The 17,412-nt window shown below is 41.1% G+C and carries 15 protein-coding genes; 7 read left to right on the forward strand and 8 right to left on the reverse strand.

Going from position 1 to position 17,412, the window contains the following annotated elements:
• Window positions 1-203: 203 nt before the first annotated feature.
• The 3 genes from H6G83_RS18895 to H6G83_RS18905 all read right to left on the reverse strand — a co-directional run bounded on the left by H6G83_RS18895 (window position 204) and on the right by H6G83_RS18905 (window position 3,741).
• Window positions 204-1,013 carry an SDR family oxidoreductase gene (locus tag H6G83_RS18895; RefSeq protein ID WP_190475102.1) on the reverse strand — a complete coding sequence of 270 codons (810 nt, stop codon included), beginning with the start codon at window positions 1,011-1,013 and terminating at the stop codon, window positions 204-206.
• Between the two features lie 749 nt (window positions 1,014-1,762).
• Complete coding sequence (locus tag H6G83_RS18900; RefSeq protein WP_190475104.1) at window positions 1,763-2,104, reverse strand: 4Fe-4S dicluster domain-containing protein; 342 nt, start codon at window positions 2,102-2,104, stop codon at window positions 1,763-1,765.
• Window positions 2,101-3,741, reverse strand: a complete 1,641-nt coding sequence (locus H6G83_RS18905) for an FAD-binding protein (RefSeq protein ID WP_190475106.1) — start codon at window positions 3,739-3,741, stop codon at window positions 2,101-2,103. The genes H6G83_RS18900 and H6G83_RS18905 overlap by 4 nt, the downstream gene beginning before the upstream one ends.
• 197 nt (window positions 3,742-3,938) lie before the next feature.
• Here H6G83_RS18905 and H6G83_RS18910 point away from each other — a divergent pair, with 197 nt between their 5' ends.
• Window positions 3,939-4,976 (forward strand): isopenicillin N synthase family dioxygenase, encoded by a 1,038-nt coding sequence (locus H6G83_RS18910; protein WP_190475108.1) that lies wholly within the window; start codon window positions 3,939-3,941, stop codon window positions 4,974-4,976.
• 88 nt (window positions 4,977-5,064) lie between these two features.
• On the opposite strand, the gene H6G83_RS18915 is transcribed toward H6G83_RS18910, so the two are convergent.
• The 4 genes from H6G83_RS18915 to H6G83_RS18930 all read right to left on the reverse strand — a co-directional run bounded on the left by H6G83_RS18915 (window position 5,065) and on the right by H6G83_RS18930 (window position 8,906).
• A complete protein-coding gene (locus H6G83_RS18915) occupies window positions 5,065-6,285 on the reverse strand; it encodes a glutathione S-transferase family protein (RefSeq protein WP_190475110.1) in 1,221 nt (406 codons plus the stop codon).
• A 2-nt stretch (window positions 6,286-6,287) separates the two neighbouring features.
• Entirely contained in the window at window positions 6,288-6,944 is a 657-nt protein-coding gene (locus H6G83_RS18920; RefSeq protein WP_190475112.1) for a class I SAM-dependent methyltransferase family protein, read from the reverse strand.
• Between the two features lie 389 nt (window positions 6,945-7,333).
• Window positions 7,334-7,621: a hypothetical protein gene (locus H6G83_RS18925; protein ID WP_190475114.1), complete on the reverse strand. Its 288-nt coding sequence runs from the start codon at window positions 7,619-7,621 to the stop codon at window positions 7,334-7,336.
• Between the two features lie 541 nt (window positions 7,622-8,162).
• Entirely contained in the window at window positions 8,163-8,906 is a 744-nt protein-coding gene (locus tag H6G83_RS18930; RefSeq protein WP_190475116.1) for a class I SAM-dependent methyltransferase, read from the reverse strand.
• 344 nt (window positions 8,907-9,250) lie between these two features.
• Between H6G83_RS18930 and H6G83_RS18935 the strand changes: the two genes are divergently transcribed.
• The 5 genes from H6G83_RS18935 (at window position 9,251) to H6G83_RS18955 (ending at window position 14,997) form a co-directional block, all read left to right on the forward strand.
• Window positions 9,251-9,406: a hypothetical protein gene (locus tag H6G83_RS18935; RefSeq protein ID WP_190475118.1), complete on the forward strand. Its 156-nt coding sequence runs from the start codon at window positions 9,251-9,253 to the stop codon at window positions 9,404-9,406.
• 205 nt (window positions 9,407-9,611) lie between these two features.
• Complete coding sequence (locus tag H6G83_RS18940; protein ID WP_190475120.1) at window positions 9,612-10,520, forward strand: S66 peptidase family protein; 909 nt, start codon at window positions 9,612-9,614, stop codon at window positions 10,518-10,520.
• Between the two features lie 532 nt (window positions 10,521-11,052).
• The gene (locus tag H6G83_RS18945; RefSeq protein ID WP_190475122.1) at window positions 11,053-12,018 is read left to right on the forward strand and encodes a glycosyltransferase family 4 protein; all 966 of its coding nucleotides are present in this window, start codon (window positions 11,053-11,055) and stop codon (window positions 12,016-12,018) included.
• 42 nt (window positions 12,019-12,060) lie between these two features.
• Entirely contained in the window at window positions 12,061-13,509 is a 1,449-nt protein-coding gene (locus H6G83_RS18950; RefSeq protein ID WP_190475125.1) for a class I SAM-dependent methyltransferase, read from the forward strand.
• Window positions 13,510-13,677: 168 nt separating this feature from the next.
• Window positions 13,678-14,997, forward strand: a complete 1,320-nt coding sequence (locus H6G83_RS18955) for an ABC transporter substrate-binding protein (RefSeq protein ID WP_190475127.1) — start codon at window positions 13,678-13,680, stop codon at window positions 14,995-14,997.
• A gap of 65 nt (window positions 14,998-15,062) precedes the next feature.
• Here H6G83_RS18955 and H6G83_RS18960 read toward each other — a convergent pair whose 3' ends face one another.
• Window positions 15,063-15,620 carry a 1,2-dihydroxy-3-keto-5-methylthiopentene dioxygenase gene (locus H6G83_RS18960; RefSeq protein ID WP_190475129.1) on the reverse strand — a complete coding sequence of 186 codons (558 nt, stop codon included), beginning with the start codon at window positions 15,618-15,620 and terminating at the stop codon, window positions 15,063-15,065.
• Between the two features lie 245 nt (window positions 15,621-15,865).
• On the opposite strand from H6G83_RS18960, the gene H6G83_RS18965 reads away from it, so the two are divergent.
• Window positions 15,866-17,317 carry a deoxyribodipyrimidine photo-lyase, 8-HDF type gene (locus tag H6G83_RS18965; RefSeq protein WP_190475131.1) on the forward strand — a complete coding sequence of 484 codons (1,452 nt, stop codon included), beginning with the start codon at window positions 15,866-15,868 and terminating at the stop codon, window positions 17,315-17,317.
• The last annotated feature ends 95 nt before the right edge of the window (window positions 17,318-17,412 follow it).

The raw sequence follows: 17,412 nt of genomic DNA on the forward strand, positions 1-17,412 counted from the left end.
AAGACCAATTAATAAAATAACATACTTCTTCACAAAACTTAAGTAATTTTTGTAAAAAAATAGTTACAAACTCCTCAAACTCCCTCAGAATCAGCAGCCTAGTCACTTAGAAGCTGGGAAAAGAAGCAATTTCAGCAGATGTTATTGGCATTACGGGTATAAGGGTTTTGCCGACCTACAGTCCTATACCCAAATCGTCCCTATCACGCAGACCAAGTTTCGCGGAAGTCGGCGTAGAGTGTTAATCCACCATCAATAAATAGAGTTTGTCCGGTGATATATGCGGCTTCGTCGGATGCTAAAAAAGCGACGGCTGCGGCCATTTCCTCCGCCGTTCCCGCACGACCCATTGGGATATGACTTTCGACAACTGCTTTCTTTTCGGGGTCGTTTGTCCAAGCTTCGTTGATGGGAGTGATAGTTGCGCCTGGAGCGATCGCATTGACGCGAATACCCCGATTTGCATATTCTAGGGCTAGAGTTTTCGTCAGATTTTCCATTCCGCCTTTGCTGATAGAATAGCTAACATACATCGGTCGGGGAATAATTTCGTGAACACTGGAAACATTAATGATGATTCCCGCTTGATTTTGCGATAGCAAATATTTTATAGTTTCACGGGCGCATAGATAAGCACCCCGCAGATTTACCCCAATGACTCTATCAAAGTCTTCTGTTTTGATTTCATGGGATGGACATTCGATTTGAATGCCAGCATTATTGACCAAAATATCAATACTGCCGAATTTATCAACTACAGAATTGATCATGTTCACAATGTCTTCTTCCTTAGAGACATCACCCTGTATCAGTAGAGACTGAACACCGCAGTTATTGACATCGCCACAGGCTTTTTCCATTGCCATTTCTTCGGTATCTTCCGCCGCTTCGGGATCTTTGCGGTAATTAATAGCAATATTACAACCTTCTTGAGCCAAACGAATCGCGATCGCTTGTCCAATTCCCGAACTTCCACCTGTAATCAATGCGTTTTTTCCTTTTAATCCTTTCATAGCATTTTTCCTTTATTAATCAACTAATTTCTGTCTTATTGGGTAATGCGGAGAATTTTGTCCTGCTGTGATGGGCGAGGGAATTGCCATCACAATTACTAGTATCGAGTTTTAACTTGCAAAACAATCAACCTGCCAATTTTCGTCAGGGTTTAACTAATGTTTGTATTTTTATCAATCAAAATAATCACGACCACCTTATCGAGAGCTAATTTTTATTACATCTATCTCTAGACTTAATATATAAATTAAAGTATGGCAACCATTAGCAAATTAATAAAAGGTTGACCCATTTCTTTTTCTAAAAACTCTTCTAAAAGTGCTACTAGTGTTGGTGTGATAGATTCTTTATTACGAACGCTTAAACAAAATTTTGGTGGTGTTGTTAACCAATTTATATTAGTTAAGATAAAAATATAAGATTTATAGCAATCCCCTGATAGGTTAGGACACCGACTAAGCATAAAATGCCTATAAGAACAGGCTTTAAAGACTGTTACCTGTAACCTGTTATATCATGTCCGCCTAATTAGTTGTAATTCGGTGCATCTGTGCAAAAAGGTGAAAAGTCTTTCTCCCCCTGCCCCCTTGCAGTCTTAATGATAAGTCTTTTACCGGACACGATATTACCTGTCCCCTACTATAAATATTTGGTAAAAGAAAAAAGGAGCGGTGTTTCTCCACTCCCATTTAAGGCACGCGATAGATGAAATTTAATATCTCAAGGCAAGTTTATTTTGGGTAGCCAATTAACTTTGATAGGGGCGTGGTAACTGGCGTAGTTTATGGGCAGTATCTTGTTCACTATTGTTTTTTCTGCCATATCCCCAACCCAAGATGCGGCGATATTCGCCCATAATGCCGCTTGCAATTAACTCATCCTCATTAACGGGAATCTCGGTATGAGACTCAGGCGCAACGTAGAGGGCATCAGCAGGACAATATGCCTCACACATAAAACAAGTTTGACAGTCTTCCTTGCGAGCGATCGCAGGTGGTTCGTCAGGAACTGCATCAAAGACGTTGGTAGGACAAACTTGGACGCACAAGTTGCAATTGATACATAGTTTATGGCTGACAAGCTCAATCATAATCCGCTCCGGCTAGGACTTGAATAGGTGAATACTGGTGTTGTGGCAACAGCTTTTGTAATCCAATCACGTCTAACCCAGAGCTTGTCTAAGCCGCCTGTGGCTTGGTAATAACGCTGATTGGGGTCGGTTTCGGGATAGTCTACGCGGATGTGTTCGCTGCGGCTTTCTGTGCGATGTAAGGCGCTAAAGTATGCCCACCTTGCTACAGCCGTTAGCGCCACCGCTCGACGGGAAAATTCCACATCGCGCACTGTCTCCTGTTTCGGCTTACCTTGTACCTGTTGCCACAACGTTTCTAACTTGGCGAGAGAATCCAAAAGCCCTTGTTCAGAACGCAGATAATTCTTTTCCAACGGGAACATCTGAGCTTGTACACCGCGTACAATTGCCTCATTATCGTATGTTTCCGCAGTGGGAGAAGCAGAACGCCATCCCACCTGACCAGTTCCACGGGCAACCCGTTCATTAGCATGAGCGCCCAAACTCTTGGCAAAGGCTGCTGCACCTTCTCCAGCCCATTGCCCTGTGGAGATTGCCCAAGCCGCATTGGGGCCACCACCCCCAGAAGCTAAACCTGCTAGAAATTCCCGTGATGCAGCATCACCAGCAGCGTAAAGACCAGGGACTGTTGTGGCGCAAGTTTCATCGATAATCCGAATCCCACCTGTACCCCTAACTGTACCTTCCAAAACCAGGGTAACAGGGACTCGCTCTGTATAGGGGTCAATGCCAGCTTTTTTATAGGGTAGAAAAGCGATGAAATGAGACTTTTCAATCACTGCTTGAACTTCCGGCGTGGCTTTATCCAGACGAGCATAAACCGAACCTTTCATCAAGGCATGAGGTAGAAAAGCGGGATCACGCCGACCATTGACATAGCCACCTAAATCATTCCCTGCTTCATCAGTATAACTAGCCCAGCCAAAAGGAACCCCCCGCGTCACCGTGGCGTTGAAAGCTGTTGAGATGGCGTAGTGATTAGAAGCTTCCATACTGGAGAGTTCGCCACCAGCCTCCACAGCCATCAGCATTCCATCACCTGTATTAGTATTGCAACCCAAGGCTTTACTCAAGAATGCACAACCGCCATTCGCCATAACTACCGCCGCCGCACGAACAGTATAGGCGCGATGATGTTGTCTCTGTATCCCTCTGGCTCCAGCTACTGAGCCGTCATCAGCTAATAAAAGCTCTAGCGCCGGACTTTGGTCGAGAATTTGCACCCCAACACGCAAGAGGTTTTTACGAAGTACCCGCATATATTCAGGGCCATAGTAACTCTGACGCACCGATTCGCCGTTTTCTTTGGGGAAACGATAGCCCCAATTTTCTACTAAAAGCAAACTCAGCCAAGTTTTTTCGATGACACGTTCAATCCAGCGTAGGTTGGCAAGGTCTTTGCCTATGCGATAACGTTCCTGTAGAACTTTGTCCCAATGTTCGGGAGAAGGAGCCATGATGCCGTTACCACTTGCAGCAGCAGCACCGCTTGTACCCAAAAAACCTTTATCAGCAATGATGACTTTCACACCTTGAGCTGCGGCTGCCCATGCTGCCCATGCGGCGGCGGGGCCGCCACCAATTACTAGCACATCAGCAGTTAATTGTAGTTCATTTTCCTTATATGTTACCAATTGCCTGTCCTCCTTATCTTCTGCATTATCGATATAATTTTTTTGGAGTTACTGATGGAAAATATGAATTTGCATCACGCAAAGGCGCAAAGTCACAAAGAAAAATAAAAGTTAATTTGATGTTTCATGTTTTGATTCAGGAATACAATTCTTTTATGATTTAGTTACTAGTCCACTTCAATTAGGAGAATCTCAATATGACAGCCTTACAAATTGTGGACGAAAAGTTTTCACAAGTTCCCATCATTGATATTAGTGCGCTGGTTTCTCAAACTATAAATTCTTCACCTACAACACCACAAGATTGTGATTTAGTCGCGAAACAAATCAGACAAGCCTGTGAGGATTACGGTTTTTTCTATATAGTTGGGCATGGAGTTGATGAAGAATTACAAAATCAGTTAGAACATCTTAGTCAACAGTTTTTTCAACAAGATTTGGAAACTAAATTGAAGATGCGTATGGCTCTTGGTGGTAGAGCTTGGCGAGGGTATTTTCCTGTGGGTAACGAGTTAACATCAGGTAAACCCGACTTAAAAGAGGGCATTTACTTTGGTGCAGAACTATCAGAAAATCACCCATTGGTGCAAGCTGGTGTGCCAATGCACGGTCACAATCTTTTTCCATCTAATATTCCCCAATTTAGGGAAACTGTGCTTGCTTATATGGAGTCGATGACTCAACTCGGACACACAATCATGGCGGGAATTGCTCTGAGTTTAGGATTAACAGAGTCTTACTTTGCCGACCGTTATACAAAAGACCCATTGATATTATTTCGGATTTTTAATTACCCTCCTAAGTCATCGTTACCTAGTTCTGAATGGGGTGTTGGTGAGCATACTGATTATGGAGTTTTAACTATTCTCAAACAAGATAATGTAGGTGGATTACAAGTCAAATCAAAGTCTGGTTGGATAGATGCTCCTCCTATTCCTGGTTCCTTTATCTGCAACATCGGGGATATGCTCGATCGCATGACTCAAGGACTATATCGCTCAACAGCCCACCGCGTTGTCAACCTATCCACAAGTCATCGTCTTTCTTTCCCGTTCTTCTTTGACCCCAATTTTCATGTTGAAGTCAAACCGATCGCACTCAATGACATAGTAGTGAATGATGATAAAAGCGATCGCTCTTATCAAGCCAGTGTTCACGTTCGCGGTACATACGGCGATTATCTGTTAAACAAGGTGTCTAAGGTATTCCCTCAGTTGCGTCAAACAGTGTTTTAGGGGGGGACTGGGGACTGGGGACTGGGGACTGGGGACTGGGGAGATGAGGGAGAACAACTGTTAACTGTTAACTGATAACTGATAACTCCTAATACACCGATGTCAACAACTTATCTATCGCGGCGCGGAATGCTGTGGCTGCACCAGCACTCATATCACGAGGCGCACAGATGCGATTTCTGAGATACGCTAAAGTAATCGCCCCCACAGCAGCGAAGACAGGATCAATATTGCTATTTTTACCACCAGTCCGACCACCCGGTAAATTTTGCCCATTGCTATGAATGAGATAATCAGCCAGTTGTCGCAGGTGAAAATCAACGGCTTCCTTGACTGTGGTAAAATCACCATCTGCGGCTAATGCTTGAACTCCAGAGTTTTTGATAATATCTGCGATCGCCACTTCTCGATTATCGCTCAGTCTCTCGGCTGCTTCGGCTCGATATTCAATCTTCTCGCTATCGGCTGCATCCAGAGGTAAAGGATTTCCAATTGGTTCCACTCCCCATCGACGACGCAACAGTAAATTGTTGGTGATATTATCTGACTTGACTCTGTGATATGCAGGACGTTGATTGAGTGCTGCAAACCAAGCATTAATTCGAGGAAAGCGCGGATTTCCTTTGAGGTGATAGCCTCGATACACAGGTAAATTAGCCGCTAATCTATCTAAATGCGGGCTATACATAATATCTACTAAGCTAAATGTACTGACGAAGAAGGGGCCGGGATATTTAGCTAAAGTTTGCTCAAGTTCATCTAATTTAGTTTCAAATGCTGTTTGTAACTTTGCCAATTCATCAGCATCGCTTGGTGCTTCTCGCAAGAATTTATAGGCAATATCTCTAAACCCGTTAGTCTCGGCTTCTTCTACTAACTGTCTTGCAGCAGCGTTTTCTTCGGGATTTTCTGGTAATAATGCAGGAGTGGGAAATCTTGCTTCTAAAGCTAACAGAATATCTTTGGATTCATATATTAACTTTCCCTCGATTTTTGCAGCCGGGACAAGGGTTGTGGGAACTAGGTCTGTGTACCATTTGGGTTTATTACTTAAATCAATAAACTCGGTAGCAAAGGGAATTTCTTTTTCTTCTAATGCAAACCAAACTCGCTCACAAAAAGGACACCAAGAGTTAGTATCTCGATATAGCAGAACTGGTGGTTCTGTGTTTGGAGGAAGTTTATGTAAGCTGCTGGGAACTGGTGCAGTGGAAGGAGATTGTCCAGGTCTTTTAACTCTACGCGCTGGGGTATTTTTTCTCGCAGTTTCTAATAGTTCTTCCCAACTGGATATTGTATGAATAGACATTTTTACCTCGCTTTACTAGGAACGCCAGAAAACACAAATAATTGTTGCTCTTTGGGTTGAGGTAAGTTTTCACCTATGTATTGATGAAGACCTACAGCCATATCTCCTGTAGCTGTGAGTTGAAAATTTACTTCCTCAAATTGAGATGCAAAGAGAATTTTTCGCACATTATCAGAGTAAGGAATACCGTTAGTATGTCCACGAGTCCAGATGAAAAAAGCACCTGTTTTACTCAGATAACTTAAGTTATCTATTAAGCGCTTGAGTTCTCTATCATCAGCTAGATGACCTAAGACACCGCAAACAATCACAATATCTGCTGGTACTGCACCGATGTAGTTATTGGCGATCGCAGCATCACCATTAATAAACTCAATTTGCTTGGCTAAACCTAAAGTTTCTATAGTTGCTCGTCCACGTTCAACTAATTGGGGGTTGAGTTCCACCAGTCTTGCAGAAACATCTTGCTTGCGGGGGTGATTTTTTAAGGTTCCCAGCAAATCTCTGCCATCACCAGCGCAAACACTCACCACCCGAATATTGCCATTTGGGGACGCATTCAAGCTATAAGCAATAAATTCCCGCACGATTTCTAGACGCTGCTGCAATGTTGGCTCAGTGTTATAGAGTTCGTGCCATTCATACCAATCTTTTGGCATAAGCGGTGATTTCCAATTTGATGCACACTGTGTATTTATAAACTACGGTTAATCAGTCGATTAACAGTATTTTGTGGATAAAGGCAGAGTATCACAGATATTTGCATAAAATCAAGGCTACTGAGTTTTTCGCCCAGATGCAGAACAGGTTTGCAGCGTCTCTTATATTTATAGGGTAGGCAAGATACCTACCCTATAAAATTTATTATATTAAATATGTAGTTTTTAATGGCAAAGTACTGTATAATTCAGGTCATCTACCATAGCTAGTGCGATGGCGCAAGCGCCCAGCGTAGCTGATCGCCCATTTCCCAGGTGGCAAAATCCGACTATTACCCATCACAGCTAAAAGCCTACTGCCAGCAATCAAAAATAAGCAAACTTTTAACTTAGGCAGATAATTCTGATATTACGTAAGAAAGAGTTACAGCAAACATCACTAACAGAACAGGAATTATAGTACTAACCTCTAATTTACGCTGTTTAAAGATTTCAATTAGAGACATTGGCACAATCAAAGGCCAGAAAACAGTTGTGATTAAACACATTACAAAGCTTAAAAACTTATCTTCGGGAGAGGAAGTAGGATGACGCAGAGCAAAGCTTACCCAGTTAGTAAAAAAATAGCAAGTCATCAGTAAATAGCTAATAAGTAAAGTTAATTGTATTTGATTCATGACCATGCCTCATAAGTTACATTAATTATTACCCCAAAATAACTTGATCCAATTAATTACACAACTGATTTAATAGCAAAAAATCAAAAATTTACAGCAAATACAAATTATTTTTAAAGAAATAGACCTTGCAGATAACTTCAGATGCTTAAAGTCTCAGACATACCATATAAGAAGCTTGAAAAGCTTATACCGTTTCTTCATGAAGATGCACTTTATTCTGCACCGTAGAGACGTTGCGTGCAACGTCTCTACATTATTTATTGGGTGCAGCTTCATAAAGAATTGGTATTAGGCGCAGAATTAGCGATGTCATAGCTCAGGGTATGCTGATAATTAAAGTGGCACAATTAACAGCACATAAGAACATTACCATCATTATTAAAAACTATGATTATAATAAATTTTATACTAGGTTCAAGGGAAGGGGGAGTAATCAAAGCCTCTTTGCTAAAAACAGAGAGGTCTTTCAGATACCGTGAAAAGTCAGAGCAGCCTTTACCCTTTCCCCTTCCTATGAACTAATGACTAATAACTATCTTCAAACCCATTTACCATAGCAACGAGCTGTGATAAAGTAGGGGTGAAAAACTTCTAAAAAATTACTCTGAATGGTCTTGAAGAAAGTATTAACTACTTCAGGCTCATCTAGATGAAAGGGATGCTCTTGATTAAACCCTTTAAAGAAATACCAGTTAAGAATCATTTTCCCCTCTGGTTGTAGAATTTGATAGAATTGTAAAAGTTGCTGACTAGGGTCAGGCAAATGCTCTAAAACATCAAAAGATACAATAGTATCAAAACTCTGATTTGGGGGAATTTCCTGAGTAATCACAATTTTGTTGCTCAGTCCTAGTTGCTCTGAGCGATAACGTACAAAATCACGACTTACAGGATTAAGATCACAATAAATAACTTGTTCGACTTGAGGACAAAGAGCAGCAGCGATAGTATGAGTGCCAATACCACCGCCAAAATCTAACACCACACCTTGAGCATGGTCAGCAATTAATCTGATTGTATCTTCAATGTAGTCAGAACTTCTTAAATGCCACGCTCCCAACTCAAATAAATAAAGCTCCCCTACTCTGTCACGATAAAAAGCAGTAGCCTGTTCCCAATCAAAATTTTCTTGACCCAACTGGGTTAGTTGTGTTTGACCAGTTGCTAATTTCATCTCTAGAGTTTCTGCATCTAGATGCAGAAATCCTTGTAGATGTTGTTTTAAATTAAATGAACTATCCAAATAAGGTTTTAGGAAAGATGGAGCTGATATTGTACTCATAAAAGTTGAATTATTTTTTACCGAAAAACTGGGTTTAAAGCCCCGCCCTAGAAGGGCGGCTTTTGTGGTAGTATAACTAATAGCGGTAAAGCGCACAAATAAAAGACGAAGTAGGTCAAGCGGACTGCTCCTGATCCGGAAAGACAGGTAGTATAAATCCGCGCATCTTGTACCGCCACTTGCTTTATGCCGGGAAACCCGTCCAACGCAGTGGCTGACAAATGTGGGAGTAAACGCAGAAATTAAAAACCTTTTCAAACGCGGTCGGGCAGTCCGTGTGAGCTTGTGGACGTATCCAAACGGAGAAAGTTGAATACTAGTATTCAGATTTCTAGAGAGGACGGATGAAGCAAGAATCCTCCCTCCGGGACGCTAACGCGAACGTCTCTTTAGAGCGAGGAGTGTCAATCTGGCATAGCTTATGGTATACCATAGGCGATCGCTCGGATTATCTCGGTAAAAAGCTCCTCGCAGTATACCTCATAACAGTTATCAGTTGACAGTTAACAGTTATCAGTTATCAGTTATCAGTTATCAGGTGACAGGTGACACTTGTTATTCTCCCCTGCTCCTAACCCCTCCTGGGAGGGGTTAGGGGTGGGTTGCTCCCCCATCTCCCCCCACTCCCCAACCTCATTTAATTCACACCTTGGTATAAACCCTAGCTATGGGCTATCCTAAATTTTGACTTTTGCAACAACATTGATGAAATCGGCAATCTTACCTGAACCTCTCAAAAGAGGAGATTTACTGCGAGTTATTGCGCCTAGTGGTGCTTTGCGAGAATTTGCGGCTTTGCAGCAGAGTGTGGAAATTTGGCGATCGCGCGGTTATCTTGTAGAAATTAGTCATGATCTTGACCAGCGTTGGGGATACTTAGCTAACAAAGATGAAATTCGTCGTCATCAGCTAGCCTCTGCTTGGCAAGACCCAGACTGCCGTGGTATTCTCTGCTCTAGAGGCGGTTTTGGTAGCACACGCATCTTAGAAAATTGGCACTGGCCAAATACCACACCAAAATGGTTGATTGGCTTTTCTGATATCACTGCTTTGTTGTGGAGTCTTTATAACGCAGGTATATCCGGCGTTCATGGCCCTGTGCTGACGACGTTAGCTGATGAACCAGAATGGTCAATTCAACGTCTGTTCGATTTGGTGGAAGGAAGACCGCTTGCACCCTTGAAAGGTTGTGGTTGGGGTGGTGGTGTGGCTAGGGGTATTTTGCTTCCCGGTAATTTGACGGTGGCTACCCATCTTTTAAGTACACCAATTTTACCTAACTTTGATGACGTAATTTTAGCCATAGAAGATGTGACAGAAGCACCATACCGCATTGATAGAATGCTGACACAGTGGCGTTTGAGTGGGTTATTCACCAAAGTCAAAGGTATTGCTTTGGGTGGCTTCACCAAATGCGAAGCGCCAGCCAATATCCCTAGTTTTACTGTAGAGGAAGTTTTGGGCGATCGCTTGGCTGATTTGGGTATTCCCATTGTCTCCAATTTACCATTTGGTCATGACCATCCCAATGCCGCCTTACCTGTTGGTGTAGTCGTAACTTTAGATGCAGATCAGGGTACAGTTAGTAGATTTATGGACAAATATCCTAAATAGCTACTTTACCCGGAGTAATCCGAGAAGGGCAAACTGCTTTTGCCCGCTATCCCTAAGCTAAAAGCCGCAGGGACTACCTTTTTTGTTATGTTCATATTACATTAATTGGGTATATATAAGTAGATTTTCAATAAATATTTACAACACTCACAACATTCACCCAAACATCATAAATTGTTCTGCGACGTGAATCATCTCCAGCCTAAATTACAGTGCTGATCAGGATGACAAAATTATTTATTCAAAGATAAATATATATTGTGCGCTCAGATAATTTCGTTGAGAATATGCTGATGCAGAAGTTCAAGCCTTTTGCTGTATACTCTGAAATGTCTCTGAAAAAAATCACTTAATCTAATATCTGCACCTTCTCAATAATAGCCAATTGGGATAGTTTGTTAATGTAGATAATTATGAAAACCAAAACATTTGGCTATATTGGCACTTAACTACGATAAGTTGCCGAAAAAATTGCCATTCAAATAAATTAGTGCTATCTTGAGGAGGAATTTTTTGCTGATTAAGAATTACTATGAAAATTGCGATCGTAGCTTGGGGCTATAATCCTCAACCACCCTTATCAAATTCTATTTATACCTTGATGTATGACTACCAATGTTGTTTAAATCAACTTGGTTATGAAGTAGATATCATCAATGAGAAAGATGTTGATCAATCCATAGAATATATCAACAACAGCAATTATGACTTTGTGCATTTACACGCCTATCACTTTGTCAACGAATTTAATAAAAAACTCAAACAAAAATATTGTTTCACAAGTCATTATGGCTATCTATTCAAAGAAAATAAATGGGAAAAAGATTTCCAAGAAGCGTTTAAATTTTATCTAGATGCACCTGGTATAATTGCCGCATCCTACCCTACAAAAGATTTTTTTATTAGCAAAGGATATTCAGGATTTATTAAAGTCCAACCAAACGGTGTAAATACAAATAAAGTTCGTGTCCAAGCAACAGGAAATAATAAAGCCATTTGTTTAGGTTGGATTCAACCAAGAAAACAACAGCGATTATTAGCAGAAAGTATAGATGGAAAAGTACCTCTAGATTTCGTCGGACCTTTAGATGATCCTGATTTTCGAGAAGGTACTACAAGCAAATATTTAGGCATTTGGAACTTACAACAGGTTTATCACAACCTGACAGATTATAATTGTTTAGTTTTAATTAGTGATGGTGAAGTTGCACCCCTAGTTGTACTCGAAGCTTTAGCCGCAGGTTTATGTGTTGTGGTTTCTGAATCAGCAAGTGCCAACTTACATACCAAAGAATTTATTCAAGTTTTGCCAGATAACATCTTAAGCAAAGCCTCTCCAGAAAATCAACAAATTATTACTGAGACAATTTTGGAGATGATAGAAAAGAATCAATCTTATCGTCAGGAAATTGTAGAATATGCCAAACATAACTTTGATTATAGTTATCTTATGAAGAACTATATTCAAATTATTGATGAATTTAGAAATTTTGCTTAATTCTATTTAGTTGTTAATACCAGAAGATTGAGGGCATCAACCATGAATAAAGAAATGGTAGAAATTATTAGTAGAGAATTATTGCCAGCCGAAGATTATGTTTCCCCTGGATTGGAAGTTATTAAGCCTGACAAATGCTTCCCCAATATGATTGTAGAAGATACCACTATATCTAATTGGCCTTATCTCAGGCACGATATATCCCATAACTGGTATGTAGATAAAAGACACAAATACATAGGATTTGTTAGTCGAGATGAAGCTCATATTCTCTATAATACTGCCCTCAAGTTTAGAGATAAAAAAGCTCTAGAAATTGGCTGTTGGTATGGTTGGTCTGCTTGTCATATAGCCTTGGCAGGTGTAGAGTTAGATGTGATTGATCCTCTGTTAGATCAAGCAGATATTTACGAAAGTGTCGCTAATTCTTTGCGAGATGCAGGTGTTCTGGAAACAGTTAATTTAGTAAGCGGTTATAGCCCTCAAAAAGTAGAAGAATTAGCAGAACAATTACAGCGCAAATGGTCATTCTTTTTCATTGATGGTTCTCATGATGCGCCCTGCCCATTAAACGATGCGATAGTTTGCGAAAAATTTGCCGAGAACGATGCTTTAATTTTGTTCCATGATTTAACTTGCCCTGATGTTGTCCAAGGTTTAGATTACTTAAAAAATCAGGGTTGGAACACAATGATTTATCAAACAATGCAAATTATGGGAGTTGCTTGGCGGGGAAATATTCAACCAGTGCAACATCACCCAGACCCTCAAATGGATTGGTATTTACCAGAACATTTGCAAGACTATCAAGTGAGTCAATTATCAACTGATGTCTTCAATGACTTTCAGGAACTAGTGAATACTATTCAACCTTACACTTTATTAGGTGAAGCACGGTTATTTTCCCTCTACAATCTAGCGAGGAAAGTTTGTTTAGATGATATTCCAGGTAACTTTGTTGAATGTGGCAGTTGTCAAGGAGGATCAGCAGCATTATTAGGCGCAATAGTTAAGAAGTATAGCCGCCGTCCACGCTTAGTTTACGCCTGTGATACTTTTGAAGGAATGCCCGACCCAACAGAAATAGATATACACAATGGCATACCAGCAAATGATACAGGATTTGGAGTTGGTACTTTAAAAGCTCCAATTACAGAAAATATCCAAAAGATTTCTCAAATATTAAATGTCGAAGATATTGTTATCCCTGTGAAGGGTTTATTTGCAGAAACCTTACCCAAATATAAATCAGCAATAGGTACTATTGCCTTTCTCCATGCTGATGGCGACTGGTATGAATCAACAATGGATATCTTCAATAACCTCTATGACAACGTTGCTCCTAATGCTAGCATTCAAGTCGATGACTATGGTCATTGGGATGGTTGTAGAAAAGCATTACATGATTTTGAACGTTTGAGAGGAGAGCAGTTTACCCTCAATCGCATTGATTATACTGGGGTGTGGTTTAAAAAGGGCGAATTAATATAGCATTTATAGGGTGGGCATTTCCCACCCCACGTCAATCAGCTAATGAACATTTAAGTTGCATAAACCCAGAACTAAAGCCTTGAAAAATTAATGACGATTAGCTTACCAATTTAAAACAAAAGAATGCGACAATATTTGGGTAGGGGCGCAGTTGTTTAAACACTGGTCATGAGTTTTATTTATTTTCAATCCCAGATAAATACTTTATCTCGCAACTGGAGAAAATCAGCTTGGCAATTTTCATTGCTGTTAATTATGCTGAGTCTATGTTTAATACTTTTATCCGGTTGTCAAGGAACAGTTGCTGAGACTGACGGAGTAATTCGTATAAGCTTATGGCAATCAATTAATCCTCCGGCAAATCGAGAAGTGTTTGAAAAACTAGTAAAGAAATTTAATCAAACTCATCCTGATATTCAAGTAGAATCTATTTTTGTTGGTCAGCCACAATTGCCAAAAATCTTAACAGCAGTTGTGGGAAATGTACCTCCAGATATTTTGGCCTATGACCCACAAAATACAGGTCAGTTTGCCGAATTAGGGGCAATTCAACCTTTAGATGAGTGGCTAGAACAATTACCGATAAAGTCGGAAGTATTACCCAATTTATTTACAGAATTACGATTAAATGACCATATCTGGTCAATACCCTTATACACTGCTAATCTTGGTATTTTCTATCGACCAAAACTTTTTCAAGCTGCGGGAATTACGGAAACACCTAAAACTTGGGAAGAATTAAGGCAAGTAGCAAAAAAGTTAACTATTGACCGTAATGGTGATAAAGTACCTGAACAGTATGGGATGTTACTGCCTTTAGGCAAGCAAGAATGGACAGTTTTTAGTTGGTTCCCTTTTTTACTAAGCGCTGGTGGCGACATCGTAGACAATAATAGACCAAATTTGACGAATCAGGCTGCTATTGATGCTTTACAGTTTTGGCAGAACTTGATCAAAGATGGTTCAGCAACTCTTTCGCCTCCAGAACGTGGTTATGAGGAGGATGGTTTTGTCTCAGGTCGAGTGGCGATGCAAATTACAGGGCCTTGGACTTATATCATGAAGTCAAATGTTGACTATCAGGTGTTTCCCATACCAGCAAAGATTAAGCCTGCTACAGTTACCGCCACGGGTGTTATGTATTTGATGAAGACAACACCTGCTAGAGAAAAAGCTGCACTCAAATTTTTAGAGTATGTTTTGAGTGAAGAATTCCAAACAGAATGGAGTATAGGAACGGGTTTTTTACCAGTTAATAGAAAATCTCTTGAGAGTGAAGCTTATCAGCAATTCATCAGCAAGCAGCCAGTATTAAAAGTGTTTATGGAACAGATGTCTGAGGCTGGTTCTCGACCAATTATTGCTGGATATAGTCGTCTATCTGACAGTCTTGGCAGAGCAATTGAGGCTACGTTGTTAGGTGAGTCTCCCAAAAAAGCTCTCAAATCAGCACAAGAACGTTTAGAACTAATTTGGAATGGTAATTAGTCAGTTCACAGTTATCAGTTATCAGTTATCAGTTGACAGTTGACAGTTGACAGATTAAGTGTTAACTAATTCCCCAGTCCCCAGTCTTGATCATTCAACTGTGTACCTGTATAGTTGGGAACCCAGCCATCTGCTGCTGTGAAATAGCGTACTGCTTTGAAATTTAACGATGCAGTGAGACTACACCAATGTTCTACGCCGGCGGGGATATGCAGATAATCTTGGGACTGGACTAAAAGCTGTACTTGGCTACCATCTGGCTTGATAAAACCAAAAATTATCTCGCCCGCTAAAACATACAATGGTTCAGGTGCAGTATGAGTGTGATACTGGCTGTAGGTAGTAATTAAAGTTTGCAGATTAGGCGAACCTGGATGCACGTTCAGCAAATCACACCAAAGATAGCGGTTTTCCTGCTGGATAAATTCAAAGACACTATTGTGCAAATCTACAATGTGGCGCTTTTCACCGTCTGTTAAAACATCTTGTGTTAAGAGATGGGGAAATAACAGCGCTGTACCTGGATCATAGTGCTTTATGTGAATACCAAGCGGGGCAAGTTCACGGGCTATCTCATCTAGATTGCTCTCAATTGTGCCGTCGTCCAGTAACAAGGTCGCCATGACAAAATAAGTAATTATGTATTAAGAAGAGTATACTTAACTTTAACCCATAATAAGTCAATAATCCACTTTTTCCGATAGACATAGTGGAGTAATTAGTCATTAGTCATTAGTCCATAGTCAAGACTTATTCTCTTCATCTCCCCAGTCCCCAATACCCAGTCCCCAATACCCAGTCCCCAGAATGTTGTTCAATGGTAGTACTAGAGTTTAGTCTAGTACAAAGGAACTATATAAATTAGCAAATGTCTGACTTAGTTTTATTTTGGCATCGCCGCGATTTACGTATTGCTGACAATTTAGGGCTGGCGGCGGCTAGAGGGCGAAGTTCTAAAGTAGTGGGTGTATTTTGTTTAGACCCGAATATTTTAGAAAGGGATGATGTTGCGCCTGCTAGAGTAACTTATATGATTGGCAGTTTGCAAGCATTGCAACAGCGATATCGAGAAGCGGGGAGCGAATTGTTAATATTACATGACAATCCGGTGCAAGCTATCCCGAATTTAGCCCAGGCGTTGAATGCTAAAGCTGTGTTTTGGAATTGGGATGTAGAACCATATTCGCAGATACGCGATCGCACCATTATTGATACCCTAAAAACCAAAGGCATCGAATTTCTCACCCACAATTGGGATCAGATACTCCATTCCCCAGAAGAAATCCGTTCGGGTAGCAATACCCCCTACACTGTCTATAGCCCCTTTTGGAAAAATTGGAGTAGCAAACCCAAGGCTAAACCAGTGGAAACCTTGCAAAACGTCGAGGGACTAACAGATACTGAACAAGAGATTGCCCAAAAAGCTGGAGTCAAACCTTTACCCACTGCCAAAGATTTAGGATTTTTTTGGGATGGTGGTTTGGTAATTGCACCTGGGGAAGCCGCAGCCCAAGCCAAGTTAGAAGAATTTACCGCCAAAGCCATCACTGAATATCAACAACAGCGTAATTTCCCCGCCGTTGACGGCACATCACAACTGAGTGCGGCATTGAAATTTGGTGTAATTGGCATTCGCACCGTTTGGCAAGCAACTCTAGAAGCATTAGAAAATAGTCGTAGCGAAGAAACTACCGCCAGTATCCGCACATGGCAACAAGAAATAGCATGGCGGGAATTTTATCAACAAGCTATGTATAATTTCCCCGCATTAGCTGACGGCGCTTACCGCGAAGCTTTTAAAAGCTTTCCTTGGGAAACCAACGAAGAACATTTTCAGGCTTGGTGTGAGGGCAGAACAGGTTATCCTATTGTTGATGCAGCTATGCGGCAGATGAATGAAAGCGGCTGGATGCACAACCGATGTCGCATGATTGTTGCTAGTTTCCTTACCAAAGACTTGTTAATTAATCCCCAATTGGGAGAGAAGTATTTTATGCAGAAGCTAATTGATGGTGATTTATCTGCCAACAATGGCGGCTGGCAATGGAGTGCTTCTAGTGGTATGGACCCTAAACCCGTGCGAATTTTTAACCCCGCTAGCCAATCACAAAAATTTGACCCTGATGCAGAGTATATTCGTCGATGGCTACCTGAATTGAGGTCAATAGATACAGAGTATTTAGTAACTGGTAAGATTACGCCTCTAGAGCGTCGTGCTGTTGGTTATCCTCAACCAATTGTGGATCATAAAAAGCAGCAACAGCAATTTAAACTACGCTATCAACAGCAAAAAGTTACTACCATAGCAGGGGACAGGTGAGTCCAGTCCTGTAGGCGGTGAGTGCAGTGCTGCGGGAGGGTTTCCCTCCGCAGGCAACTGCCGAACCCGGAGGGGTTTCCCGCGCCCTGGGAACT

The organism is Anabaena azotica FACHB-119, assembly GCF_014697625.1.
Taxonomy (GTDB): domain Bacteria; phylum Cyanobacteriota; class Cyanobacteriia; order Cyanobacteriales; family Nostocaceae; genus Trichormus; species Trichormus azoticus_A.

Coding starts and splice junctions, on each gene's coding strand:
- H6G83_RS18960 (WP_190475129.1), bottom strand. CDS start 15,620: ATGGCGACCTTGTTACTGGACGACGGCACAATTGAGAGCAATCTAGAT.
- H6G83_RS18950 (WP_190475125.1), top strand. CDS start 12,061: ATGAATAAAGAAATGGTAGAAATTATTAGTAGAGAATTATTGCCAGCC.
- H6G83_RS18935 (WP_190475118.1), top strand. CDS start 9,251: ATGAAGCAAGAATCCTCCCTCCGGGACGCTAACGCGAACGTCTCTTTA.
- H6G83_RS18900 (WP_190475104.1), bottom strand. CDS start 2,104: ATGATTGAGCTTGTCAGCCATAAACTATGTATCAATTGCAACTTGTGC.
- H6G83_RS18895 (WP_190475102.1), bottom strand. CDS start 1,013: ATGAAAGGATTAAAAGGAAAAAACGCATTGATTACAGGTGGAAGTTCG.
- H6G83_RS18925 (WP_190475114.1), bottom strand. CDS start 7,621: ATGAATCAAATACAATTAACTTTACTTATTAGCTATTTACTGATGACT.
- H6G83_RS18940 (WP_190475120.1), top strand. CDS start 9,612: ATGAAATCGGCAATCTTACCTGAACCTCTCAAAAGAGGAGATTTACTG.
- H6G83_RS18955 (WP_190475127.1), top strand. CDS start 13,678: ATGAGTTTTATTTATTTTCAATCCCAGATAAATACTTTATCTCGCAAC.
- H6G83_RS18910 (WP_190475108.1), top strand. CDS start 3,939: ATGACAGCCTTACAAATTGTGGACGAAAAGTTTTCACAAGTTCCCATC.
- H6G83_RS18915 (WP_190475110.1), bottom strand. CDS start 6,285: ATGTCTATTCATACAATATCCAGTTGGGAAGAACTATTAGAAACTGCG.
- H6G83_RS18945 (WP_190475122.1), top strand. CDS start 11,053: ATGAAAATTGCGATCGTAGCTTGGGGCTATAATCCTCAACCACCCTTA.
- H6G83_RS18965 (WP_190475131.1), top strand. CDS start 15,866: ATGTCTGACTTAGTTTTATTTTGGCATCGCCGCGATTTACGTATTGCT.
- H6G83_RS18920 (WP_190475112.1), bottom strand. CDS start 6,944: ATGCCAAAAGATTGGTATGAATGGCACGAACTCTATAACACTGAGCCA.
- H6G83_RS18930 (WP_190475116.1), bottom strand. CDS start 8,906: ATGAGTACAATATCAGCTCCATCTTTCCTAAAACCTTATTTGGATAGT.